Genomic DNA, 24,574 nt, shown 5'->3' on the forward strand with positions numbered 1-24,574 from the left:
TGATCTCACGCCTACAGAATCCCAAGGTATGCTCAGCAATTGTATGCAGATTGCGCCTCTTTCATCTGTTGTCGCTCTGAAAATTCTCGCAATTGCTCTTTAGAAATCGTAATTTGATATTTTTCATCCGAATGGTAATTAGTCTCAATAATAAACGTAAATTTTTTATTTTCATTTACCGGCTTATCCGGTTCGTAAGGGGTTATTTTTTCAACCAAGTGATATCCGTCATGCAAGGATTTGCCAAAATTGTGGGTATGACCAAAACCTATCTCCTCACTGAGTGTTTGTATACTTAATCCAGCTAAATACTTTACTGCCAAATCGAGATCGCCTTCTGTAACTTCCGATTGACGCACTTCAGAAAATTTTTCTTTAAACGAATTGCTTTTATCTTGGGTATTTCCTTCCATTGAGGAGGGAAAATGGTGTCGTTGCAACGATTGGAGTTTGGAAAATAATTCTGTATTTCGTGAGGAGGTGTGGGTAATATTCCTTTTTATAAAACTAGTACTGCGCTCACTTTTTATAAAGTCACAATCTTTTTGTTGAACAACAACATTAGCTATTTTATCAATATGGGAAATTGATTTACCGACATGCGTACTCATTGTATCGAGTATTTTACCAAGTGTCAGGGGTTGACTGGGTTCGTACTTAGCATAATAACGCGCTATCTCTGTAGCTATATGAAAAGCTTTATCCTTGTCTGTTTTTAGACTCCTTTGATTCACCTCAAGTGCCTCAATAAAGGCTTTATTATATTTGTCTATTTCTTCTTGTTTTGGCTTTTCAAGTTCCATATTAAGCCGATAGTCCAGTGCATTGTAAAGATTTGCCTCATTTTGGAATTTGGTAAGAACAATATCTACGGTAGGACGGAATTTACGCAATATTTCACCAGCATAGGCCCATTCGTTAAGTGAGCTTTTACTTTCCCATGTATTCCCATGTATATGTGACATGACCCCATTATTAGCATAATAGGTATTTGCAATTTGATTTATTATTTTTATTTGACAATGCCATTCCTCTGGAACAGGGTAAGCACCAAGGGAAAATGCTTCTGTAAGTGATTGGTCGCCTGCAACTCCGCAGACATCAGACAAACGCATCAAATCAAGTGTGGTATCGTGAGTAAAGCGATTTCTTTGGAATACTCTAAACTCCCTACCCTCAGCATTTGTTTTATCTAAAATAATCTCTTTATGTGGCTTATCTGAGTCTTCAGTATAAAAAACAAGCTTGCTATATCCCAGTTGTTTTAACTTATCTTGAAAATCTTTGTCTTCTAAAGCCTCTAATACCACTTGATCCTTGTCGTTTTTATCGGAAGCACTTACAAAATAGTTTGCGTGTTTTCCTTCCTCAGTACTTGCCGCAAATACAGTGGCTGCTCTTTTATAAGAATAGGGGAAGTTATAATAGGAAAAAGCAAAACTGTTCTTTTTAAGAAAAACTGAGGCATCTCCACTCTCACTCCCTAACATTTGTTTTTTCAACAGGGGATCCAATCCGTTAAGAATTTTTGCTCGAGCTTCTAATTTGGCTGCAGGACTCAAACGTGAAAATTCTTTTAAATCAGATTCAATTAAAATACCAGGATAATCTTCTCCTACACCCACATTGCCACTTAAACTTATTATGGGTGACTTATAGTCCTTTTTCTCATAAAGTCCATATTCCCCAATAAAGATTTTGGGACAGGTATTTTTTTTATAATATTTGTTCAATGAGTCATCATAAATAGCTGTTTCTACGGCAAGTTGCGCACCCTCACATAACTCACGGAGTGCATAATGACTCGTCATTTGTGTGTTAACCGTTTTAATTTTAGGATGAGTGACTTGCTCTAAAAAGTCAGGCTCAATCTCGATTATTTTTTTTATTGAATCTGATCTTGCCAAAACGTAAACTGGAGCATCTGGATATTTTTTGGAGAGAAACTTAGCAATTTTAATTCCTAAAGATACATCACCATAACCATTTTGATCGATCATGTGTAATACTATTGGACCTTTAAAATCTGGTTTGCCTTTAAAATCAGGTTTAAAAATCTCTTCAGCTCGTATCATAATTGGAAACTACAAAAAAGCCCTATATGATTAATATTAGACCATCTTTGGATTCATTGTAGGTTGATTATGAATGATTTTGAGGGAAGAAAATGGAAATTTATGCTCTGTTAAAATCGAAAGAAATAATTTGTGAAATCTCAAATTGTGCTAAGGCTAAAGCCAATAAACGGTCAATACCTAAGGCCACTCCGCTGCAAGAAGGCAAGCCATGTTTTAAAGCTTGCAATAGGTATTGATCCGCCTCCACAGAGGGAAAACCCTTTTCCCTTCTTAGCATTTGGTCTTGAGTGAAACGATTTTCCTGGGCGGTAGCATCCGTCAACTCATGAAAGCCATTCGCTAACTCAACACCTTGGTAATAGACTTCAAAACGTTCGGCTACTCCCTGATTAATTTTTGCTAAAGCTGCTTGTGATTCCGGAAAATTATAGACCGCAACGGGAGCAGTTTCTTTACTCAAAAAAGGTTCTACAATATGACTCATCAGCAGAAATAAATATTGATCTCTATCTTCTTCTTGAGGAGCTAATACATTATCCAACTCATAACGTCTCAATATTTGCTTAAATTGTGTAATTGGAGCAGAGAATGGATCCACATCACATGCTTCAAGAAAAGCCTGTTGATACGTTTTTCTGATTAGAGGTTTAGATTGCATCACTATATGCAGGAAATCATCCATCTCATCCATGAGGGCATGATGATCTATGCCCAGTCGGTACCACTCTAACAAAGTAAACTCTGGATTATGCCATCGCCCCAGCTCATCATCACGAAAGACACGGGCGATTTGGAAAATAGAGCCGCTACCAGCAGCAAGCAATCGCTTCATATGATATTCAGGAGAGGTTTGTAAACAGTAGGATTTGCCACGAAAAGTGGCCTTTATGTTGCTAAGGTACACATCGGTTGTGCCATAACGCGCCATAATTGGAGTTTCAACTTCCAAATAGTCGCGCTCAGTAAAAAAAGAGCGTATCTTTGCTAATAATTTCGCCCGTTGACGCAAATGCTCGATCGGTGCGGAAGGTTGCCACATTAGTAAAATATTCCCAATTCCAGTCGAGCTGCTTCAGTCATTCTGTCTTGAGACCAAGGCGGCTCCCAAACTAACTCTACCGAACAATCGCGAACCCCTTCAACTTTATTGACGGCTTGTTCTACTGTTCCTGGAAAAGTTTGGGCAACAGGACAACCTGGGGTAGTTAAAGTCATGTGTATAACCACATGGGCTTCATCATCGATCAAAATATCGTAAATTAAACCCAAATCATAAATATTGACGGGAATTTCAGGATCATAGATCTCCCTAAGCGCATTAATAATAGCCTCTTTCAATAATTCCGGATCCTGTTTTTTCTTAAAACCAAACATAAAGTACCTGCGTTTTTTTGGTAACTGCACCCTAGGTTGCGGCTTTTAATAAACCATTACTCGGTTTTCACCACGTTATTGTCTTTATTCAATGCTGCTTCAAGAGTATGCCAAGCCAAAGTAGCACATTTTACCCGTGCCGGATAAGCTTTCACTCCTGCAAGAACTGTCAACTTATCCATATACAGTAACTGACTTTCCTCATTTTGCGTCAGCATATGGTGAAAACGATGAAACATCTCATGGGCTTCTTCTATGGTTTTGCCTTTTATGGAGTCAGTCATCAAAGAGGCCGAGGCTTGTGATATAGCACAACCACATCCTAAAAAACTCAATTCGGTAATCAAATTCGCTTCGATTTTGACATAAACGGTTAACTTATCCCCGCACAAAGGGTTAAAACCATTCGCCTGCACTGTCGCATCCTTCATTTCATAGTGATGACGCGGGTTGCGGTTGTGATCGATAATGATTTCTTGATAAAGTTCTCGTAATTCAGCGCTCATGCAAATACCTCTTTAACTCGATGTAATGCTTGTATGCATACATCAATTTCCTCTTTAGTATTATAAAATGCCAAGGAAATACGTGAAGTAGCAGCCACATTATAAAAATCCATCAAGGGCATAGCACAATGATGCCCACTGCGTATTGCAATTCCTTCACTGTCTAAAATAGTGCCAATATCATGCGCGTGAATGGTTCCATGTACAAAAGCGACCACAGGTACTTTTTGTTTGGCAGTTCCAATGAGGTTAAATCCACTTACAGAGCGAACCCCAGCAGTTGCATATTCGAGTAGTTCTTGTTCATATGCAAAGAGTGCTTCTTTATCTAACGACTCTAAATAATCGATTGCAGCGCCTAAGCCAATTGCTCCAGCAATATTAGGAGTACCTGCCTCAAATTTATAAGGTGGTGCCGCATATTCTGTGGCGTCAAAGGTAACGTAATTAATCATTTCGCCCCCCCCTTGATAGGGTGACATCGCCTCTAAAAGTTCTTCTTTGGCCCATAGAATACCAATACCCGTAGGACCATAGAGCTTATGTCCGGAGAACGCATAAAAATCACACCCTAAATCTTGTACGTCTACTGGAAAATGAGGGGCTGCTTGGGCTCCATCTAATAATACTTCGGCACCAAAATCATGGGCCATCTTAATCATTTCTTTAACTGGATTAATAGTACCTAAAGCATTAGAAGCATGGGAGATAGCAACAAATTTGGTATTTTTATTTAATTTTTTAGCAAACTCTTCCAACAAAATCTCGCCATCTAGAGAAATAGGTGCAACTTGCAGCTTGGCACCCGTTTTTTTGCATACCATTTGCCATGGAACAATATTGGAATGATGTTCCATGTGGGTGATTAATATTTCTTCATCAGGTAAAATACGTGGAGCAACTAAACTTTGGGCTACTAAATTAATTGCTTCAGTTGTTCCGCGTACGTAAATACATTCTCGGGGCGAGTTTGCATTTATAAATCGTTTCACTTTGGAACGTGCTGCTTCATAGCACTCAGTGGCTCTAACACTTAAAGTGTGTACACCGCGATGCACATTCGAATTGTCATGCTCATAATAACGAGAAATAGCCTCAATCACCGCTTTAGGCTTTTGTGATGTTGCGGCGTTATCAAAATAAATTAAATCAGAATCATTTACTTTTTGATGAAGTGTAGGGAAATCTCTCCGAATTGCCTGAATATCCAAAGCGTCCATTAGCTTACCCCAACTGTTGTGTTAATAAATGTCCCATATAATCCGCCAATTGACGATGGGGAATAAGGCGCAAATTATCACTCGCAAAAGCATGAATTAAGTAGTGCGATGCTTCGAGTCGGTCAATTCCACGAGTCGCCAAATAAAATAAGGCCTCCTCATCCAATTGTCCCACTGTTGCGCCATGAGAGCACAAAACATCATCAGCAAAAATTTCTAATTGTGGTTTCGTATCAACTTCTGCGTTTGCGGAAAGTAATAAATTTTTATTTTGTTGTTTGGCGTCGGTGTGCTGGGCATTTTTAGCAACCACTACCTTACCATTAAATACCGCACGCGAACGTCCAGTGAGAATTCCCTTATAATCCTGCTCACTACTGCAGTTAGGAACCAAGTGGTGCACTGTGGTATGATGATCCACATGCTGGCCTTCAGCAGGAGCATAAATTCCATTCATCAAAGAATGAGCTTTTTCTTCTTGCAAATACAAACTGATATCGGACCGCACCCATTGTCCGCCTAGGCTTAAGGAGTGGTTGGCAAATTCACTACCTGCCAATTGTCTTACCGATAAATGACCTAGATGAAAAGCAGATTTACTCTCTCTTTGAATTGTATAATGCGTTAATTTGGCGTTAGCACCAACTACAACTTCAGTTACTGTATTCGTCAGATAACAACAATTAGCCAAACCTTGATAATCTTCAATGATTGTAGCCTGCGTGTTTGCCTCAGCAATAATGAGATGTCGCAAATAAACTGCCTGATTCGTTTGGGTCTGTATGTGGGCTAGAGTGATAGGTTCTTCAATCACCACACCGGCTGGAATGTAAATCAATAGGCCGCAATGAATCATAGCCGTATTTAAATAATGAAAACCATGCTCTTGCTTTAGAATAGTTCCTAGATACGGTTTAAGTAGTTCCGGATGTTTCGTTAATGCATCCGATAAAGGAAGGACTAATACTCCTTGAGGAACCATTTTGATAACTTGTTCCATCCCCAAAATGAGTCCATTTTGGATCGATATGTTCTGATTTACTGGTAAATCAGAATTTATTTTTCCATCGTGTGCTGTGACCGCAGACTCTTGAGGGGTTCTTTCATTATCAGAAAGCATAAATGGCTGGCTCAATAGAGCATCAACACTGGTATATTTCCAGTCCTCATCATGACGTGTTGGAAAGCCATTTCGATTCAAATCTCTCAATGCTTTAGTTTGCAATTGGGCAAGCCAAGGCAAAGTAGATAAACTGGCTTTTGCTCGTTGATGGTAAAAATCCAAAATTTCACTCATATCATTACACCGTTTCCTCGAGCCAGCTGTATCCTTTTTTCTCTAATTCAAGCGCTAATGATTTATCACCTGACATAATAATACGACCATTTACCAGCACATGGATGAAATCTGGCTCAATATAATCCAATAAGCGCTGATAATGCGTTACTAAAATAATCGAACGCTCAGGCGACCGCATGGCGTTAACACCATGCGAAATAATACGCAATGCATCAATATCCAAGCCCGAATCTGTTTCGTCGAGAATAGACAGTTTAGGCTCTAGAGCGGCCATTTGTAAAATTTCATTCCGTTTTTTCTCACCTCCGGAAAATCCCTCATTAATGCTGCGATATAAAAAGCTTTCGTCCATTTCGAGTAACTTACATTTTTCGCGAATGAATGAGAGAAACTCAATTGCATCAAGAGTATTTTTTCCCTGACCTTTACGGACTGCATTAACCGAGGCTTTGAGAAAATTAACATTGGTGACCCCAGGTATCTCCACTGGGTATTGAAATGATAAAAAAATACCAGCACGTGCTCTTTCTTCGGGAGATAAAGGGGTCAAATCCTGCCCTAGATAATTTATTTCTCCACCAGTCACTTGATACGAAGGATGGCCAGCTAATACTTTAGACAGGGTGCTTTTACCTGAACCATTAGGTCCCATGATGGCATGAATTTCACCCGCATTGACCTCAAGATCAATGCCCTTCAAAATGGATTGCCCATTTACCTCAACATTTAAGTCTTTGATTTTTAACATATTAGCCCACTGCCCCTTCTAAACTTAGACCTAGCAATTTAGTCGCTTCCACCGCAAATTCCATAGGTAATTCTTTTAATACCTGCTTACAAAAACCATTTACAATCATCGAAACAGCATCCTCGGTATCAATTCCTCGTTGTTGACAATAAAACAGTTGCTCTTCACTAATCTTTGAAGTAGTTGCTTCATGTTCTACCTGTGCCGTAGGGTTTTTGACTTCAATATAAGGAAAAGTATGCGCAGAGCATTCAGACCCCATCAACATGGAGTCACACTGAGTATAATTACGTGCATTAGTTGCTGTTGGTGCAATACGAACCAAACCACGATACGCATTATGTGCACGCCCCGCACTAATTCCTTTGGAAATAATGGTTGAGCGCGTGTTCTTACCAATATGGATCATTTTAGTGCCTGTATCGGCTTGTTGATAATTATTGGTTAAGGCAACTGAATAAAATTCTCCGACGGAATCATCCCCTTGCAAAATTACGCTGGGATATTTCCAGGTAATTGCTGAACCGGTTTCAATTTGGGTCCAGGAAATTTTAGAGCGCTTGCCACGACATGCTCCTCGCTTGGTCACAAAGTTATAAATTCCACCTTTTCCTTCCTTATCCCCTGGATACCAGTTTTGGACTGTGGAATATTTAATTTGTGCTCCATCCATAGCAACTAGCTCAACCACAGCGGCGTGTAATTGATTCTCATCACGCATAGGCGCTGTACAACCTTCTAGATATGAAACATAACTGTCGGCATCGGCAATAATTAAGGTACGTTCAAATTGTCCGGTAGATGCCGCATTAATCCTGAAATAAGTGGATAATTCCATGGGACAACGTACCCCTTTAGGGACATAAACAAAAGAGCCATCACTAAATACTGCTGAATTCAGTGCGGCATAGAAATTATCGCGATAAGGCACTACGGAACCCAAATATTGCATGAGTAATTCGGGATATTTGTGTACCGCTTCAGAGATAGGACAAAAAATTACCCCTTTTTCAGCTAATTTTTCTTTAAATGTAGTTGCTACCGAAACGCTATCAAATACCGCATCGACAGCAACACCAGCCAACATCTCTTGTTCCCTTAAGGGTATACCTAATTTCTCATAGGTTCTTAGCAATTCGGGATCAACTTCATCCAGGCTTTTAGGAGCATCTTTTTTCTGTTTAGGCGCTGAGTAATAAGAAAGAGCCTGGTAATCCACGGGCGGGTAGTGCACACTGGACCATTGAGGAGGGGTCATGGTTAACCAATACCTGTAAGCCTTTAAACGCCATTCCAGCAAAAATTCAGGCTCGCCTTTAACTGCTGATAAACGTCGAATAACATCCTCATCCAAGCCAGGTTCGAAAGTATCTACTTCAATGTCGGTGGTAAACCCATGTTGGTATTCTCTATCGAGCAGAGAATTAATTTGCTCACTGCTTTTAGCCACGATTAACTCCACTTGCCAATTGTCGAACTCGGTCCACATCGTATGCTTGCAAAGTGGGTTTCGCCAAAGTAGCCAAACTCACACTATCTAGGGCAGTTTCAATTGCTTGGCTAATTAAGCGCCAATTACCCTGAATAGTACAAACACCTTGTAATGAACAATCATTTGGTTGCAAACTGCATTCTGTGAAACCACGATGTTCTTCCAATGCAAAAATTATTTGCGACACAGAAATCTCAGTTGCAGGTCGTCGCAATCGGTATCCCCCAGTCACTCCACGCACTGAAGTTAACAAACCCGCACTGGTTAAACGTTTTAAAATTTTACTTACCGTAGGTACAGTCAGATGAGTATGTAACGCGATATCGCGCGCATTACACAATCCTTTCGCGTGCCTTGCGAGATAAACCATCACTACTGTTCCATAATCGGCCAACTTGCTGATGCGAAGCATAACACCTCAAACTCGAATAATCTAGTACTAAATAAGTCTTAATTAGAAACAAAAATTCACTTATTTTATCTTCTATCCCTATTATAAATATAGTACCAAAATAGTTCTATATTTGGCAAACAAGAATAGTACCTTATTGTTAAGGAACGATGCAATATGCTCCAGAAATATATTCAAAGTTAATCTTGGTTGATGAGCACCATAAGCATAATGATATTAGAGGTAATTTTTTAAAAAAAAAGCACATTGTGCATATGTCGCCTATCCGGTACCATCTGGCCGTCCCATTATTACTGATAAAAAAATAGGACTAAGAGATTACTATTGCCCCAAATTAACTGTAAAGGATATAAGATGCCTAATAAATTTCATGATTATGTAGAATCTTCGAAAACTAATATCTCAGAAGAATCATTAGATGAATTAGAACAACTTTTGATAGAAGATCAAAAAAAGAGCCCTAGTCAACGTGAAATTAATTCAACAAAATTTTCTAATTATGGGTTTTTTCATGAGCAAAAAATGACGCCGCTGCAACTTGCTCTCATGAAAACTGCATTTCACAATACTCCTCGATTAAAAAAAATTATTGAACTTTATATTCAGTATTCAGATCTTACAGTTGAAGGAGACTATGGCACTGCTTTACATTATGCGTCTATGTATACGAAATGTGGTAAAGAGGTTATTAAGGCTCTCGTGGATAAAAATCCGGAGTTGATCGCGAAAGAATGTATTACGAAATGTGGTGGAAGCTATCCTATTATTGAACTCGCAAATTATGATAAGGATGGAGAATGTTTGCAGGCACTCATTGATGCCGGTGCTGATGTTAATATAAAGGCAACAAAAACTGGATGGACCGCTTTGCATCAAGCAGCTTATGTTAATAATGAAACGACTGTATTAATGTTGTTAAATCATAATGCTAATAAATACGCACTCGATAAGGAAGGACGTTTACCTACAGGGGTGTCCTGTTACTGGCAAACTGATAAAGAACAATTACGCCGCCATACTGAAATTATAGGGTTGATTCGCGACTTTAATCAGGATGAACACCTTGAAATCAAAACTAATTTGAGTGTCAATTCATAGACCTATAATTCAAATTTTTATGCAGCGGTTAATAGGTAAATACAAGGAACGAAGGTGTTAAAAAAATGGAGAACGGGTTATTGATTGCATATAAAAATGTTTAACGAGAAATCTGGGGGTATTTGCCCCCTTAGATAGGATCGCAATCGTTACAACAAGGATAAAAGTATAAACAACGAAGTAAACACCCAGCCCCCAGCCGCATTCTACCGTAATACAAAATCATAAAGCTTGACTCACTTGAACAATGCGCGTTATATAACGTATCATCTCTTTTTTACTTTAGAGTGTTTGCAATACGATTTCATGCTTGAATCAAGACCTATTAGGAGCAAGACCATGACAGTTGCGCATTATCCAGCCTCACTGGTCAGCAGCCACCTTGTTAATTCGGGAACTATGATCGTCCCGCAAGGTTACTATCGCTCTAAATTATTCATTGCTCCCTTTTCTACTAATGCTTTAGTTGCAGCCGCAGGCCCTCTTTTATCACTACTAGAGCGACTCTGTCTTAGCCCTTCATTACCCCCTATTGAGAATATCAGAGACAATATCGAGCATGAATTACTCGCTTTTCAAAGTAAAATGGATGCTTCTAAATACCCAGGAGATTTTGCAGCAATCGCTTATTATTTAATGGCCGCAACTATAGATGAAATCATTGGTAAAAATTACATGCGCGTATACCAAATTACCGCTGAGTTTAAGGCATTCACTCCGCTCACTAATGATAATGCTCAACCACAAGAACGTTTTTTTGAAATCCTAAATTACATTAAAGAACGCCCAAATCAATATCTTGATCTCATTGAGTTAGTCTATTTTTTTCTGATTATTGGTTTTGAGGGCCATTACCATCTCAAAGCAGATGGACGGCAGGTATTGGATAATTACATTGAAGATCTTTATCAAATAATTCAGCAAAATCGGTTCAATCAACCGCGCCGCTTATTCAATGAAAATCCTATACCTAAAATTGTTAAAAAGAATTACAAAGCGGTTATCATAACCTTGGTTACTGCGGTTACTGTGGTAACACTTGCTTTTTTAACCAGCCAATATTTATTGGAAAATAAAGCAAAAACCGTTTTATTTGGACACACCCAACTTGCTCTTCTGGATAGCTAATGGACAATTCTTTACGGGCATTATGTGATGCCATAAAAAAAATACTTTCACAACTAAAGCCTCAAAGCAATCAGCTATCATTTATTGTGATTACGGGCAGAAATGCTCAAGGAAAATCGGCCGTATTAAAACAAAGCAATATGGAAGAAATACCCGTTTTCAGCGAGCAACATGCAAAAATTTACTATAATCAGAAAGGGATCATTATTGAGCTTGGTGAAAATTGGCTTACCAACAGTAAAACCTTGTTGCTTACGACGTTAAAGCAATTAAATCGATGCAACACCTATCTTAAAATTACCGGCTTAGTTTTATGTATTGATGTAAACGACTTGCTCATAGCCGATCCAGGACAGTTTGCTGAACAAAAAAAAGCACATTTACAATTATTAGAACGATTTGGAACAAATCTAGGCTATCCTGTCAATCTGGCGCTGATGTTCACCAAGATGGATACCCTCGCAGGGTTCACCGAATTTTATCAATCAGAACATGCAACTGAATTATTAAAACCTTTAGGATTTTCGCTCGATTGTAGAAATGAATTAAAGAAAAAAGTAGAAGCCTATTCATTACAATTCAATCAACTCACCGAACAAATTGGCCAACAAGTCATTCACAAAATGCATCCTGCTCGCTCCACAATGCGTCGCAGTTTAATTCGGGAGTTTCCACTACAGGTCGCAAGCCTTCGCTCCCCTATTCAAGCATTAATTCAAGGAATTTCGCCCAGACTCTTTAATTTACATTCCATTTATTTTTGTAGTGCGGAACAAGGCGGGGTGAGCATTGATCGCTTGAACAAGAAAATTCAGCATGAATATGCTTTGGTAGTACAAGATACTTTTCCGCAAGCGACCAATTTCAGAGCTTATTTTGTTGAGGGTGCATTAAGCACTATTCAGGAACATTGTAGCCAAATTCCACAAGTTAGAAAATTCTCACAAAAACCTATTATTGCGATAACCGCAAGTATTGCTGGAATGAGTTTATTGATTTTAAGTTATAACCATTACAAAACCGCCCATTTACTCGATGAAACAAGTAAAGAATTATTGGCCTATGATGTGCTCAATAGTCAAAAAAATAAAGAAAAGCAGGCTCTTTATCATTTATCTAATGCAGCCAAAACAATGAGCCACATTCCCAGTAACTCCTTATCATTACCAACAGTACATCAATTAAAATATAATTTACACCATAATGCTCAAAATCGTCTCCACGGTGAATTCTTACCCTCCTTAACCAGTGAATTGGAAGATGTAATCAATAATCCAGGGAATACTCCTATTGTTCGTTATAACGCATTGAAAATTTACCTCATGTTAAGCCAGCCGGAACATTTTTCTGCGATGCAAGTACAAGATTGGTTTGCGAATCAATGGAAAAGTCAACCAGAAAGTGCTTTAAATAAACAACTGGCACTATTAAAACTTTTATTAAGTAAACCACCCCGCAATATAATTGTAAAACCGCAGGTAATTAGTGATGCGAGAAATTATTTAAATGCATTACCCACCAGCTACCTTTATTATTCCATTGCCAAAGAATTTTTTCCTGGTACGAAACAAAAAATCGCCATTGAAGGGTTTGTATTGGCAACTAATGAATTGCCAAGTTACTTTACTCGTGCAGGCTTTAACGAAATCATGCAAAAAATTCCTGACATTAGCTACAGCCTGCAGAAAGAAAACTGGGTACTTGCACGCAATGACTTAAATCAATTGCAAGAAATGATCACCCAGGCTTATTGTTTTGACTATGTGACCTGGTGGCAAACGTTTATGCGTAAGTCGCAACCATTGCATTATCAAGATTATCAAACAGGACGACAAATTGTTAAAAATTTAGAGCAAACTCATTCATTAAGAAAGATAATTTCCCTGATTCAACAAGAAACCAAAGCGGACTTGACCAATACTTCGTCCCCTTTTAATCAGGCAATTGCCAATCAATTTACTGATCTAAATTTAATGAGTCATTCCAGTACAAAAGAACTCAGTCAAAAAATCGTGGATTTAGAACGCTTTATTTCAACATTATCCATGATAAATGATGGGGGTAGAACCGCATTTAACATTACTAAAACTCGCTTTTCCAGTGAAAGTGCTTCTGATCCAGTAAGTCTGCTTTATAATCAAGCACGACAATTACCTGAACCTTTAAGTACATGGACCAAACAATTAGCGAGTGACGCATGGGGTATTTTGATCAAAGACAGTCGCCAGTATATTAACCAACAATGGCAACAAACCGTTTACAGGGAATTTCAAACGACTATTGCCAGACGTTATCCGTTCGACGCGTCCCAACAAGAAGAAATCACAATTACAGACTTTAACCATTTCTTTTCTACTCGGGGCGCTTTAAACACGTTTACTGAAAACTATGTTAAGCCATTTCTGGATATTTCTAGTGCAGAATGGAAGCCTAAAGCAGTAAATGATTCCGTATTACCTATTGCCTCAGAGACATTAGATGCGCTGATACGTGCAAATATTATAACTAATATGTTTTTCCCTGATCATGGGGAAGAGAGTAAAATTGATTTTAGTTTACAAAAAATTAGCTTAGATCCTGTTGTTGCGCATCTAGAGCTTGAAATTGGCAGAACCAAATTAATCGATAATCAAAGTACGGAGTCCGTTATTCGTTTTAGCTGGCCTCAATCTCATGCCAAACTCGCCCTCGATTCAATTGAAGGCAATCATTATGAATTGGCAGAGCAAGGAACTTGGGCCTTATTTAAGCTACTCGAGAAAGTGAATGTCCTAATTGATGAACAAGACAGTTCTAGCTTGCAAATTCTCTTTGAAATCAATAGTAACTCAGGACGTTACCTCTTAAAAACAAACAATCAAGTAAACCCCTTCACCCCAGGAATATTGAACGGATTCACATTAAAGGAATCTATAGTATAGTTATTTAATAGATGAACCTTCTTAGTCATAAATGACTTTTATTGAGGCTCACCTTTAAAAGTGAGAGCTTCCTGAAGCAACTTATTAATATCTACACCTTCAGGATTTTTATCCCATTTGGGATACATCATCATATATTCTTCTAAAAGATCAAGACCTATATTGCCACAAATATAGTTTTTGATGGCATTTAAAACTGATATTTTGTCAGCATATTGTTGCATCCTCGGATACAGTTCCTTTTGTTGCTTACAATAGGCGATTCCCTCTTCAATACGACTTAATAGAGCCTGTACTCGGATCAATACTGTTTCCGACTCCGCCGTGTGATGCATGGCTTTTGGAAAAAAATGACTGCGCTCAGTCCCCAAATCTCCTTTTTGATATTCAGACATAACATACTCCTTATGTATTTAACGCATAACCTGGTCATATTTTATTTGATTTTATCCATTACTGAATTTTGAAAATTCTTACAGTTTTTAATTATAGTGCAAATTTCAACCACAAAGATGCGGTTTCATTCGAATTCCTTTATACTTAGGTCTTCATTTAAAAAAGAAAGGTCTGATACTATGCGTACGCTTGTTTCGTATTTACTTATTGCATTATTAAGCTTTGGACTATTGGTCAATGAAGCCTCAGCAAAACGTTTTGGTGCTGGCAGAAGTTTTGGCATTCAACGTTCACAAAGTGCTTTGTTTTCACCTAATAAGGTGCAAAAGTCCAGTGCTTTTGGTCAAAGCACCAAAAATACCAGCCGATGGGGAGGAATGCTCAGTGGTCTACTGATTGGCGGTTTGCTCACCAGTTTGTTTATGGGACATGGTTTTGCTAATGGAATCTTGACCTGGTTAATTATGGGTGCAATTCTCTTTTTTATTGTTGGCTTTTTCCGTAAAAGAATGCAACCTGGTTTTCAAACTAATCAAGGACAAACCCGTTCTAGCCAAGGTCCTTTTAATAATTTTACCCAACCCTTTAATAACAGCTCAGGAAGTAGCGCTGGGAGTAATCATTCTGAATATCCCCTAGGTTTTGTACCTGAAACCTTTTTACGGGAAGCCAAAGTGACATTTAACCGCTTACAAGCTGCTTATGACCAAAAAAATCTCCAAGATTTAAGTGAGTTCACCGCACCAGAGGTATTTGCAGAAATCAAGATGCAATTAGATGAGCGGGGAAGTGCAGCGAATAAAACAGATGTAATTACTTTAGATGCTGAGTTATTGGATGTTTCTAAACAGTCAAATTCGCTCATCGCGAGTGTCCGCTTTACCGGTTCAATAAAAGAAGATAATGAACCCATAAATCCACTGTGTGAAATTTGGCATTTCCGTCAATTTTCTAATAGTTCTCAATGGGTTGTCGGCGGTATTCAGCAGGAAGTATTCCAACCTTAATTCTAAGGCTAAAACCTGGGTATTCGTTCTTTGAAACCCAGGTAATATTTGATTTTCACTTAAATTACATGTTTGGCAACTAATTTAAAACCAAGGTTTCGTCAAAAACAACTACTTGGTTTCGTCCATTTTCTTTAGCTTTATATAATGCTTTATCTGCTTGATTGACCAAGTTGTTAATATCATAATTCCCATCAAAATAAGAGATACCCACACTAATGGTTACATGAACCTTTTGTTCATTCACTGTGAAATAATTTTGAGCAAACTGCAATCGCAAGTCATTGCAGATTTTTTGGCTGCATTCAAGACTTGCACCGGGCAAGATGATGGCAAACTCCTCGCCTCCATACCGTCCAATGATGTCTCGATTTCGTAAACTCATTATAAATAAAGAAGATAACTTTTTAATTACCAGATCCCCAAATGGATGACCGTAAGAGTCATTTATCGATTTAAAATGATCAATATCAACCATCACAAATGAAAGAGGGCTGTTTTGTTGTTTTGCTCGCGCAATTTCAATGTTTAAGCGATTCAAAATACTTGAGTGGTTTAATAGGCCTGTTAGGCTGTCGGTGGTCATGTAATAATTTAAAATACTGGCGCGGTTCGATCGTGATCGTACTGCTGAAACTAAATCATGGGGTGAAATAGGCTTAGTAAGAAAATCATCTCCACCTAAACTGATTGCAGCTAATTTTTTATTTTTATCATCTTCTGTAGACAGAAAAATAATTGGGATTTTTGTATATCTTCTGTCCTTACGCAGTAGGGCGGCAAGTTCTAAACCAGAACATCCAGGCATATAAACATCCATTAAAAGTAAATCAGGATGAAATGCTTCCAGCTCTTTTAATAAGTTCAATGGATTAGTAATAGCACGCGTAATCATATCTGCTTGTTTCAAAATCAGAGAGTAATATTCCGTCAAAGATTTCGAGTCATCCAAAATTAAGATTCGATAAGCTTCATTAACAGACGAACTGCAATTTATATTTAATTCCTGCACCAAATAAGACACATCAAGAGGCTTTTGAAAATACGCCACACAACCCGCCCGGATGGCAGTAAGTCGAGGTAATAAATCAGCATTAGGGATAATACAAAACAATTGGCTGGGCGTTTTTTGTTGTTTTTGTATGTCGATCAGCTGCTCTAGTGCCGATTTTTTTAAATAATCCGTATTGATAATAATTGCAATAGGTTGGTTTTCTTGCATTGAACTCAATAATAAAAGCATATTTTTTATTGATTGCGCGCGATAGCCTGCTTGCTTTAAATTTTCAATAAGTTCATTAACTAATTCCTTTTCCTGCTCCAATACATACACTAACTTATTATCGGTAGGTTGAGTTTCCTCTGCGAAAATCGGCTTCTTAGGAATTTCTTGAGCCAATACACTTTTCAACTGGTTAAAAAAGGGAGTGATTTTCTCTTGATCATCCTGAGTTAATTTACCCTTAGTAAGAATATCCTTTAATAATATTTCCATCTTACGCGCGGTCTTACTTAATTCTGTATAACCGTAGGTGCCCGCTGAGCCACACAAACTGTGGACATCACGATGAAAATTCTGAAAGCTTGTTAAATCCCATTCTTTAAGTTGGGCATGCCACTGCATCTCTATATTGTGAATTTTCTCAGGAAGGCTCTTACTATAGAGAACGAAAAGATTATGCAATTTTTTTTGTGTATTTTCATCCATTATATTTCAACCATGCATTTTTTATTGATGTTGCGAGAGTCAACGGATCAAAAGGTTTTTTAATTACATCAATTGCTCCGATTGACTTATAATCTGCTATCTCATTACTTTGTATTTTAGCAGTCATAAATATAGCGGGTATTTTTATAAAATCTGGATTCTTACGTAATTCGCGTAGGGTAGTGGGCCCGTCCATTTCAGGCATCATTACATCCAATAAAAGCAAATCGGGTGTGTATTCTTTGGCTGCCTCAAGAGTTTTTTTCCCATTAGAGCAATACTTTACCGAAAACCCGCCAATATCTTCTAAAGCAATTTGGGCGATAGCTCTTATATCCTCTTCGTCCTCAGCATATAAAATCCTTTTAAGCTCTTTATTCGCCATAGTTTTCTCCTTTAATAGGACTTAAAGAAGGTTTTTAATAGTATTTAACAAAATTTCATTTGAAGAATTCGATTTAAGTAAAGCCTGGCTAACAAACTTTGAGAAATCTTCATTTAACTTGGTATCAGAAAATACAACCACCGGTGCATGATATTTTGAGATCAGAGGTAAAATTTCTGCTCCATTCCCATCGGGTAACAATAAATCTAAAATAACCAAACTATACTTGTCTTTTTCAAGCATTTGTTTTGCTTCCTGTAGGTTATTTGCTGTTGAGATATTTGCATGTTTTTCAAGAAGCGTTTCTACAATTTCTTGCGTATCCTTATTGTCTTCGATATGCAATATATGAGGTTTTTTTTGAAAATCACTTTTTTGTACTTTATTAATTGACTTAAGTAGTTTTTTAAAATCAATTGGCTTATCCAGCCAGTCTATAATTGAAACAACATCACCATTGGATAACTCTTTTCCTGTTTGAGCAATTACAGAAAGTACAATAATGGGCAAATTCATGGTTTTTTTATCCATACGTAATTCTCTAATGAATGAGATCCCATCCTGGTCAGGTAATATTAGATCCAATAAAAGTGCATGGTATTGCTGATGTTGTAATAACCGTCGCGCTTCAGCCGCGGAAGAAGCAATCTCAGCAATAAAACCGGCTGACTCTAAAAGTAACTTAATATAATCAGATTGATCCTCATCATCGTCACATATAAGTAGGCGCTTTTTGGTTTCCGGAATAATTATTTGATTTTTTTCTGCTGTCACGAGAAGGGATTTTTGTGCTAATGGCAATTCAAAATAAAATGTGGTGAGCTCATCAGGCTTACTCTCAAAATGTAACGTACCACCCAATTTTTCAATAATCATTTTGCTAATATTTAATCCTAAACCAGTTCCCCCTTTCCCCCGGGTAGTTGATGAATCTCCTTGAGAAAATTTTTGAAAAATACGTGACTGAAATTCAGGAGAAATTCCCTTCCCTTTATTTACAACCGATACGCGGACTACTGAGTTTAATTGTTTAATTTGTATCGTGACCGTCTCATGTTCATAAGAAAATTTACATGCATTAGAAACCAAATTTGCTAAAACTTGCATTAACCGGTCAGGATCAACCGTCACTAAATACTCATGTTCAGGTGGGAGTAATTTAATTTTAACTTTAAATTTATCCGCATACATTTTGTTAACATCTATAGACTCGTTTACTAGTTTATTTAAGTTTGTTACTTTTAACTCAAAATCCATCTTCCCTGCTTCAATTTTTTCAATATCCAAAATGTCATTGATTAATAAAAGTAAGCGTTCGCAATTATTGTTCGCGATCTCAAGCAATTTCATTACCTTTTCAGGAAATTTCCCTAAAACACCGCTGACCAATAACCCCAAAGAACCTCGTATTGAAGTAAGTGGGGTACGTAATTCATGACTCACTATAGAAACAAATTCATTCTTTAATTTCTCAGTTTGTTTTAAATCCGTTATATCATGGATGACGATAACCGCACCTAAGTTCTTTCCTTCAGAGTTAATGATCTTTTGTCCATCAATCACCACATTGCGAACTCCATTTTTTTTTATATGCATAAAGAGCTCAATGTCGCGCAAACGCTCACCATTTAAGGCCCGTTTAAGTGGAAAATCATCTGGGGCGAGGGGCGTATTTTGCATGGTGTGAAGACTAAAATAATCCAATATATTATCAATGTTCTTATCTGTCTTATCTGAATTAATGTATTTTTGAATTGTATGGTTTAATACGGTAATTCGCCCTTCTGCATTGCAGGCTATAATGCCATCCTCTAAATTATCAAGCATCGCATTAAGAAATTCTTTCTCATTATCTATTGCGGTGAGCATTTTCTTGTAATAACCCGATGCTGTGAGGGCAATAATAAAAATTAATCCGCTGATTCCAGCCACAAAATAGGCTAAATAATTTTGTTGAATTGCCACATTCTCGCCGGTCATAACGTGGGTTAGACTGGTTGTAAATACAGCGGCTGACATTCCTGTATAATGCATGCCGCATATGGCAAACCCCATTAATAAAGAACTAATAATTTTCAGATTAAATTGTCTTTTACTCGAACCATAGTTACTCTCCAACGCTAGCCAGAGCGCAGTTTCTGCCGCAGCAATCCCTATCCCAATAGAAAGAAAAAATAACCCGGGTAAATAATGAATATTTACATGCACTTTCATCCCTTCCATGCCCATATAGTGCATGGTGGATATCGCAAGACCCACGATTAAACCACCCAGAGCCAGATGAACAATCGAATAATCTTTTCTCTGTAAAATAAATAAGGCTAAAGCGGAAGCGAGTATGGCAATTATTAACGAAACAGCAGTCCAATTTATGTCATACTCCATGGGCATAGGCATAATAAAGGCGAGCATTCCCACAAAATGCATAGACCAAATTCCTGCTCCCATTGCAAAAGCACCACCTGCGAGCCAATAAATTCGGCGATACGTATTTTTTGTAGCGCGAAGCCTTCCCACAAAAGTTAAGGCAACATAGGATGCAAGAACCGCAATTACATAGGATAAGGTTACGAGTTTAAAATCATAATAACCAGTAATGACATTAGCTGGAATTGGTGTTGTTTGAAACCATTCAGATAATACGCTCATTATTACTTCCTGTAATAGTAAACATCCAGATTATATTGTTTTTAGCATCGGTTCAAAAAGCTATATTTAATTATAGACCTTTTGTTGGATTAAAAAGATTCTTTTTATATTTAGGGAGCAAGTAAGCAAAATGGAAGAAAAACGCAGAACAAATCACTAAGGAAGAATGTGAAACTATTGTATAAAACTTGGTTATCGATTTAGTGAACATAACGATTCAAAACCTGGGCTTTGTGGTGATGCCCAGGTTCCATTTTGGGAGATCTAGTTTTTAGGGTCATTAGACGTATTGTACATCAATAATTTCATAATCCACCATTCCGCCGGGTGTATTTACTGTTACTGCATCGTCCAATTCCTTACCAATTAGAGCACGACCGATTGGAGAACTATAAGAAATTTTATTTTGTTTAATATCCGCCTCATCTTCACCCACAATTTTGTAGGTGAGGGTAGCATCTGATGAGACATGACAGACAGTCACTGTAGCGCCAAAAACTACCTTACCATTATTGGGAAGCTTGCTGATATCAATAATTTGTGCATGAGATAATTTAGCTTCCAGCTCCTGAATACGGCCCTCATTAAAGCTTTGCTGTTCTCGAGCCGCATGATATTCGGCATTTTCTTTCAAATCACCGTGAGCTCGTGCTGTCGCTATCGCCTCAACTATACGAGGTCTATCAATAAATTTTAAACGATGTAATTCTTCTTTCAGTGCTTGGGCACCTTGTAATGTCATGGGGTGTTTACTCATATCTACCTCAAAATAATAATTCCCTGGTAATTCTACTTTTTCTCCAAAACAACAAGAAAAAGAGCTTTTCACATTAAGTTAAACCATTGTAAGATCGTAGCAGGGATGAGGACATCAGCCATAACGGGTTACTTGTAAAAAGCAACCCGATTACGCTGTGCTTTACCCCTACGATTTTTTAATGTAAATCCTGCAATCGGGTCACAGTTTCTCTATCTTCATATTTCATAGCCAAGCAAGCTGCCTCAGCTCCTGACAAAGTTGTAGTATAGCTAACCTTGTGTTGCAATGCATTGCGCCTGATTGCAAATGAATCGGCAATAGCTTGCTTACCCTCAGTTGTATTTACAATAAAATCAATTTCATTATTTTTTATAAAATCTAAAACGTGGGGACGCCCTTCGTTCACTTTAAATACTCTACGGCAATCGACACCTGCTGCTTGCAAGGCCAATGCAGTACCGCGCGTTGCAATTATTTCAAAACCCAATTCAATTAACCGTTTAGCAATTTCACCCACTCGTGTTTTATCTGCATCTCGAACAGAGACAAAAGCGCGACGTCGTTTAGCTATGTTGCAACCAGCACCCAATTGTGCTTTAGCATAAGCTTGTCCGAAACGTCTGGCAATACCCATCACTTCACCCGTAGATTTCATTTCTGGCCCCAGAATAGAATCTACTCCAGAGAATTTGATGAAAGGAAATACCGGAAGTTTAATGGAATAAAACGATGGCATATGGTGATTTTGGCTGCTTAATCCTTGTTCTTTCAAACTAACACCCAATTTACAAAGAGCAGCGATTTTAGCCAAAGGCAATCCTGTCGCTTTGGAAACAAAAGGAACTGTTCTTGAGGCCCTTGGATTGACTTCCAAGACATAAATGTCATCCGCTTGAATTGCAAATTGTGCATTAATCAAACCGACAACACCTAAATTTAAAGCCATTTGCCGCATTTGTTCCATTAGGTCTTGTTGCACCACAACACTTAAGCTAAATGGAGGTAACGTACAAGCAGAATCTCCTGAATGAATACCCGCTTGTTCTATATGCTCCATTACAGCACCAATCAATACTTCTTTACCATCACAAACCGCATCAATATCTACTTCAATTGCATCATTTAAAAATTTATCCAATAAAACGGGAGAGTCATTAGATACCGCAACTGCATGCGATAGATAATGTCGTAAATCATCTTCTTGATAGACAACTTCCATAGCTCGACCACCGAGAACATAGGAAGGTCTAACAACCAACGGATAACCAATTTTATTTGCTAAAGCTATGGCTTCTGCCTCACTCCGCACCGTGCCATTATCGGGTTGATGTAATTTTAATTCAGTGACTAATTTTTGAAACCGGTCTCTATCTTCCGCTCTATCAATGGCGTCCGGGGAGGTTCCAATAATTTTAACACCGTTAGCTTCTAAAGCGCGTGCTAATTTTAAAGGGGTTTGTCCACCGTAATGAACAATCACTCCGTCTGGTTTTTCTACATCGACAATTCCTAAAACATCTTCTAAGGTTACTGGTTCAAAATACAACCGATCCGAGGTATCAAAATCTGTAGAAACTGTTTCGGGATTGCAATTGACCATAATCGTCTGGCACCCGCTTTCTCTAAGCGCCATCGCTGCATGCACACAACAATAATCAAATTCTATTCCCTGACCAATACGGTTAGGACCTCCACCAAGAATCATGATCTTTTTCTTGTCTGTATCAGGCCGAGACTCACAACGAGTTTCATAACAGGAATACATATAGGCCGTATCACTTGGGAATTCACCAGCACATGAATCAATGCGCTTATAAACAGGAACAATGCCTAGCTCTTTGCGTCGTGTGCGAACCTGCTCTTCAGGGCAGGCCCATATTTGGGCTAGGTACGCATCGGCAAAACCCTTTCGCTTCAACAAGCGTAACGTAAAAGTATCGATATCTGCCAATGCCTTACCTGTTACAGAACGTTCTAAAGCAATCAGTTCCTCGACTTGCGCTAAAAACCAGGGATCAACCCGGCTTTCCTGATGAACTTCTTCAAGAGACATATTATTTCTAAATGCATCAGCGATATACCAAAGTCTATCAGGAGTTGGTTCTCGCAAATGTCCTCTTAAACGTGCTAAATCACCTTTTGGAAATAAAGAATGCAGACCACAGCGCCCTATTTCTAAACCACGAATTGCCTTTTGTAATGATTCCTGAAAATTGGATCCAATGGCCATAACCTCGCCCACAGATTTCATCTGCGTGGTCAATGTGGTTGAAGTTTGGGGAAATTTATCGAAATTAAAGCGAGGGACCTTAGTCACTACATAATCAATACTGGGTTCAAATGATGCAGGAGTCTTCCCACCGGTAATTTCATTTTTTAACTCATCGAGAGTATAACCTACAGCCAGTTTGGCTGCGACCTTCGCAATAGGAAATCCAGTTGCCTTAGATGCTAACGCAGAACTTCGAGAAACCCTGGGGTTCATTTCAACCACCAACATTCTTCCATCTTCAGGATTAACGGCAAATTGTACATTCGAACCGCCGGTATCCACTCCTACTGCTCTTAATACTTTAATAGCCGCATCCCGCATTCGCTGATATTCTTTGTCAGTGAGCGTTTGCGCCGGAGCTACTGTAATCGAATCTCCAGTATGGACACCCATAGGATCAAAATTTTCAATGGTGCAGACAATAATACAATTATCATTTTTGTCGCGGACTACTTCCATTTCGAACTCTTTCCACCCAAGCACTGACTCATCAATCAATAACTCATGGGTAGGTGACAACTCCAACCCTCGCGTACAAATTTCTTCAAATTCTTCACGATTATAGGCAATACCACCCCCACTACCCCCCATGGTAAATGATGGGCGAATAATTGCTGGATAACCGAGCTGCGCTTGTACCTGAATTGCTTCCTCCAGGCTATGAGCAATCGCTGAGCGAGGCATATCCAAACCAATTTTGATCATTAATTGACGGAATTTTTCTCTATCTTCAGCCCGATCAATCGCTTCTCGGGTTGCGCCAATCATTTCAACATTATATTTTGCTAAGATTCCTTCGCGTACTAAATCCAAAGCACAGTTTAGAGCTGTTTGCCCCCCCATTGTAGGTAACAGCGCATCTGGACGTTCAATTTCAATGATACGAGCGACCTCTTTCCAGGACACTGGTTCCACATAGGTGGCGTCTGCAAGTTCTGGATCGGTCATAATGGTGGCAGGATTGGAGTTCACCAAGATCACCCGATACCCTTCCTCCCGGAGGGCACGCACCGCTTGGGTACCTGAGTAGTCAAATTCACAAGCTTGTCCTATTACAATAGGGCCTGCTCCCAGGATGAGAATGGATTTAATATCGGTTCGTTTTGGCATATTAACAACA

19 protein-coding genes are annotated in these 24,574 nt (G+C 38.5%); 4 read left to right on the forward strand and 15 right to left on the reverse strand.

The window, feature by feature from the left end; translation table 11 throughout:
* Positions 1 to 32: 32 nt before the first annotated feature.
* The 9 genes from ACWTE2_RS29810 to ACWTE2_RS29850 form a co-directional block, all read right to left on the reverse strand.
* The gene (locus ACWTE2_RS29810; RefSeq protein WP_454785604.1) at positions 33 to 2,075 is read right to left on the reverse strand and encodes a hypothetical protein; all 2,043 of its coding nucleotides are present in this window, start codon (positions 2,073 to 2,075) and stop codon (positions 33 to 35) included.
* Positions 2,076 to 2,175: 100 nt separating this feature from the next.
* Positions 2,176 to 3,117, reverse strand: coding sequence for an elongation factor P--(R)-beta-lysine ligase (gene epmA, locus ACWTE2_RS29815; protein WP_454785605.1), 942 nt, complete (start codon positions 3,115 to 3,117; stop codon positions 2,176 to 2,178).
* Positions 3,117 to 3,452 carry an SUF system Fe-S cluster assembly protein gene (locus ACWTE2_RS29820; protein ID WP_182392478.1) on the reverse strand — a complete coding sequence of 112 codons (336 nt, stop codon included), beginning with the start codon at positions 3,450 to 3,452 and terminating at the stop codon, positions 3,117 to 3,119. Before ACWTE2_RS29820 ends, epmA begins: the two co-directional genes overlap by 1 nt.
* Before the next feature lie 56 nt (positions 3,453 to 3,508).
* Entirely contained in the window at positions 3,509 to 3,958 is a 450-nt protein-coding gene (gene sufU / locus ACWTE2_RS29825; RefSeq protein WP_454785606.1) for a Fe-S cluster assembly sulfur transfer protein SufU, read from the reverse strand.
* Positions 3,955 to 5,178, reverse strand: coding sequence for a cysteine desulfurase (locus tag ACWTE2_RS29830; protein WP_304599266.1), 1,224 nt, complete (start codon positions 5,176 to 5,178; stop codon positions 3,955 to 3,957). The genes sufU and ACWTE2_RS29830 overlap by 4 nt, the downstream gene beginning before the upstream one ends.
* A 4-nt stretch (positions 5,179 to 5,182) precedes the next feature.
* Positions 5,183 to 6,475, reverse strand: coding sequence for a Fe-S cluster assembly protein SufD (gene sufD, locus ACWTE2_RS29835; RefSeq protein ID WP_454785607.1), 1,293 nt, complete (start codon positions 6,473 to 6,475; stop codon positions 5,183 to 5,185).
* A gap of 4 nt (positions 6,476 to 6,479) precedes the next feature.
* Positions 6,480 to 7,226: a Fe-S cluster assembly ATPase SufC gene (sufC, locus tag ACWTE2_RS29840; protein ID WP_454785608.1), complete on the reverse strand. Its 747-nt coding sequence runs from the start codon at positions 7,224 to 7,226 to the stop codon at positions 6,480 to 6,482.
* A gap of 1 nt (position 7,227) precedes the next feature.
* Positions 7,228 to 8,676, reverse strand: coding sequence for a Fe-S cluster assembly protein SufB (gene sufB, locus ACWTE2_RS29845; protein WP_370530104.1), 1,449 nt, complete (start codon positions 8,674 to 8,676; stop codon positions 7,228 to 7,230).
* On the reverse strand, positions 8,669 to 9,130 hold the full coding sequence (locus ACWTE2_RS29850) for an SUF system Fe-S cluster assembly regulator (protein WP_182392473.1): 462 nt from the start codon (positions 9,128 to 9,130) through the stop codon (positions 8,669 to 8,671). The genes sufB and ACWTE2_RS29850 overlap by 8 nt, the downstream gene beginning before the upstream one ends.
* 354 nt (positions 9,131 to 9,484) lie before the next feature.
* Between ACWTE2_RS29850 and ACWTE2_RS29855 the strand changes: the two genes are divergently transcribed.
* The 3 genes from ACWTE2_RS29855 to icmF all read left to right on the forward strand — a co-directional run bounded on the left by ACWTE2_RS29855 (position 9,485) and on the right by icmF (position 14,277).
* Entirely contained in the window at positions 9,485 to 10,228 is a 744-nt protein-coding gene (locus ACWTE2_RS29855) for an ankyrin repeat domain-containing protein (RefSeq protein WP_454785609.1), read from the forward strand.
* Positions 10,229 to 10,567: 339 nt separating this feature from the next.
* A complete protein-coding gene (gene icmH, locus ACWTE2_RS29860; protein ID WP_182392471.1) occupies positions 10,568 to 11,356 on the forward strand; it encodes a type IVB secretion system protein IcmH/DotU in 789 nt (262 codons plus the stop codon).
* A complete protein-coding gene (gene icmF / locus ACWTE2_RS29865) occupies positions 11,356 to 14,277 on the forward strand; it encodes a type IVB secretion system protein IcmF (RefSeq protein WP_454785610.1) in 2,922 nt (973 codons plus the stop codon). The genes icmH and icmF overlap by 1 nt, the downstream gene beginning before the upstream one ends.
* 38 nt (positions 14,278 to 14,315) lie before the next feature.
* Here icmF and ACWTE2_RS29870 read toward each other — a convergent pair whose 3' ends face one another.
* Complete coding sequence (locus tag ACWTE2_RS29870; RefSeq protein WP_454785611.1) at positions 14,316 to 14,672, reverse strand: hypothetical protein; 357 nt, start codon at positions 14,670 to 14,672, stop codon at positions 14,316 to 14,318.
* A gap of 180 nt (positions 14,673 to 14,852) precedes the next feature.
* On the opposite strand from ACWTE2_RS29870, the gene ACWTE2_RS29875 reads away from it, so the two are divergent.
* Positions 14,853 to 15,680 carry a Tim44 domain-containing protein gene (locus ACWTE2_RS29875; RefSeq protein WP_454785612.1) on the forward strand — a complete coding sequence of 276 codons (828 nt, stop codon included), beginning with the start codon at positions 14,853 to 14,855 and terminating at the stop codon, positions 15,678 to 15,680.
* Between the two features lie 79 nt (positions 15,681 to 15,759).
* On the opposite strand, the gene ACWTE2_RS29880 is transcribed toward ACWTE2_RS29875, so the two are convergent.
* From ACWTE2_RS29880 to carB, 5 genes are all read right to left on the reverse strand, one after another.
* On the reverse strand, positions 15,760 to 17,388 hold the full coding sequence (locus tag ACWTE2_RS29880) for a diguanylate cyclase (RefSeq protein ID WP_454785613.1): 1,629 nt from the start codon (positions 17,386 to 17,388) through the stop codon (positions 15,760 to 15,762).
* Positions 17,381 to 17,773, reverse strand: a complete 393-nt coding sequence (locus ACWTE2_RS29885) for a response regulator (protein WP_454785614.1) — start codon at positions 17,771 to 17,773, stop codon at positions 17,381 to 17,383. Before ACWTE2_RS29885 ends, ACWTE2_RS29880 begins: the two co-directional genes overlap by 8 nt.
* Before the next feature lie 21 nt (positions 17,774 to 17,794).
* On the reverse strand, positions 17,795 to 20,422 hold the full coding sequence (locus ACWTE2_RS29890) for an MHYT domain-containing protein (RefSeq protein WP_454785615.1): 2,628 nt from the start codon (positions 20,420 to 20,422) through the stop codon (positions 17,795 to 17,797).
* Positions 20,423 to 20,702: 280 nt separating this feature from the next.
* On the reverse strand, positions 20,703 to 21,179 hold the full coding sequence (greA, locus tag ACWTE2_RS29895; protein WP_182392464.1) for a transcription elongation factor GreA: 477 nt from the start codon (positions 21,177 to 21,179) through the stop codon (positions 20,703 to 20,705).
* 178 nt (positions 21,180 to 21,357) lie between these two features.
* Entirely contained in the window at positions 21,358 to 24,564 is a 3,207-nt protein-coding gene (gene carB / locus ACWTE2_RS29900) for a carbamoyl-phosphate synthase large subunit (protein WP_454785616.1), read from the reverse strand.
* Positions 24,565 to 24,574: the final 10 nt, after the last annotated feature.

The organism is Legionella nigrisilvae, assembly GCF_977063395.2.

Bases quoted from the DNA above. Each gene is read 5' to 3' on its own strand.
- ACWTE2_RS29810 (WP_454785604.1), bottom strand. From the start codon at position 2,075: ATGATACGAGCTGAAGAGATTTTTAAACCTGATTTTAAAGGCAAACCA.
- epmA (WP_454785605.1), bottom strand. From the start codon at position 3,117: ATGTGGCAACCTTCCGCACCGATCGAGCATTTGCGTCAACGGGCGAAA.
- ACWTE2_RS29820 (WP_182392478.1), bottom strand. From the start codon at position 3,452: ATGTTTGGTTTTAAGAAAAAACAGGATCCGGAATTATTGAAAGAGGCT.
- sufU (WP_454785606.1), bottom strand. From the start codon at position 3,958: ATGAGCGCTGAATTACGAGAACTTTATCAAGAAATCATTATCGATCAC.
- ACWTE2_RS29830 (WP_304599266.1), bottom strand. From the start codon at position 5,178: ATGGACGCTTTGGATATTCAGGCAATTCGGAGAGATTTCCCTACACTT.
- sufD (WP_454785607.1), bottom strand. From the start codon at position 6,475: ATGAGTGAAATTTTGGATTTTTACCATCAACGAGCAAAAGCCAGTTTA.
- sufC (WP_454785608.1), bottom strand. From the start codon at position 7,226: ATGTTAAAAATCAAAGACTTAAATGTTGAGGTAAATGGGCAATCCATT.
- ACWTE2_RS29850 (WP_182392473.1), bottom strand. From the start codon at position 9,130: ATGCTTCGCATCAGCAAGTTGGCCGATTATGGAACAGTAGTGATGGTT.
- ACWTE2_RS29855 (WP_454785609.1), top strand. From the start codon at position 9,485: ATGCCTAATAAATTTCATGATTATGTAGAATCTTCGAAAACTAATATC.
- icmH (WP_182392471.1), top strand. From the start codon at position 10,568: ATGACAGTTGCGCATTATCCAGCCTCACTGGTCAGCAGCCACCTTGTT.
- icmF (WP_454785610.1), top strand. From the start codon at position 11,356: ATGGACAATTCTTTACGGGCATTATGTGATGCCATAAAAAAAATACTT.
- ACWTE2_RS29870 (WP_454785611.1), bottom strand. From the start codon at position 14,672: ATGTCTGAATATCAAAAAGGAGATTTGGGGACTGAGCGCAGTCATTTT.
- ACWTE2_RS29875 (WP_454785612.1), top strand. From the start codon at position 14,853: ATGCGTACGCTTGTTTCGTATTTACTTATTGCATTATTAAGCTTTGGA.
- ACWTE2_RS29880 (WP_454785613.1), bottom strand. From the start codon at position 17,388: ATGGATGAAAATACACAAAAAAAATTGCATAATCTTTTCGTTCTCTAT.
- ACWTE2_RS29885 (WP_454785614.1), bottom strand. From the start codon at position 17,773: ATGGCGAATAAAGAGCTTAAAAGGATTTTATATGCTGAGGACGAAGAG.
- ACWTE2_RS29890 (WP_454785615.1), bottom strand. From the start codon at position 20,422: ATGAGCGTATTATCTGAATGGTTTCAAACAACACCAATTCCAGCTAAT.
- greA (WP_182392464.1), bottom strand. From the start codon at position 21,179: ATGAGTAAACACCCCATGACATTACAAGGTGCCCAAGCACTGAAAGAA.
- carB (WP_454785616.1), bottom strand. From the start codon at position 24,564: ATGCCAAAACGAACCGATATTAAATCCATTCTCATCCTGGGAGCAGGC.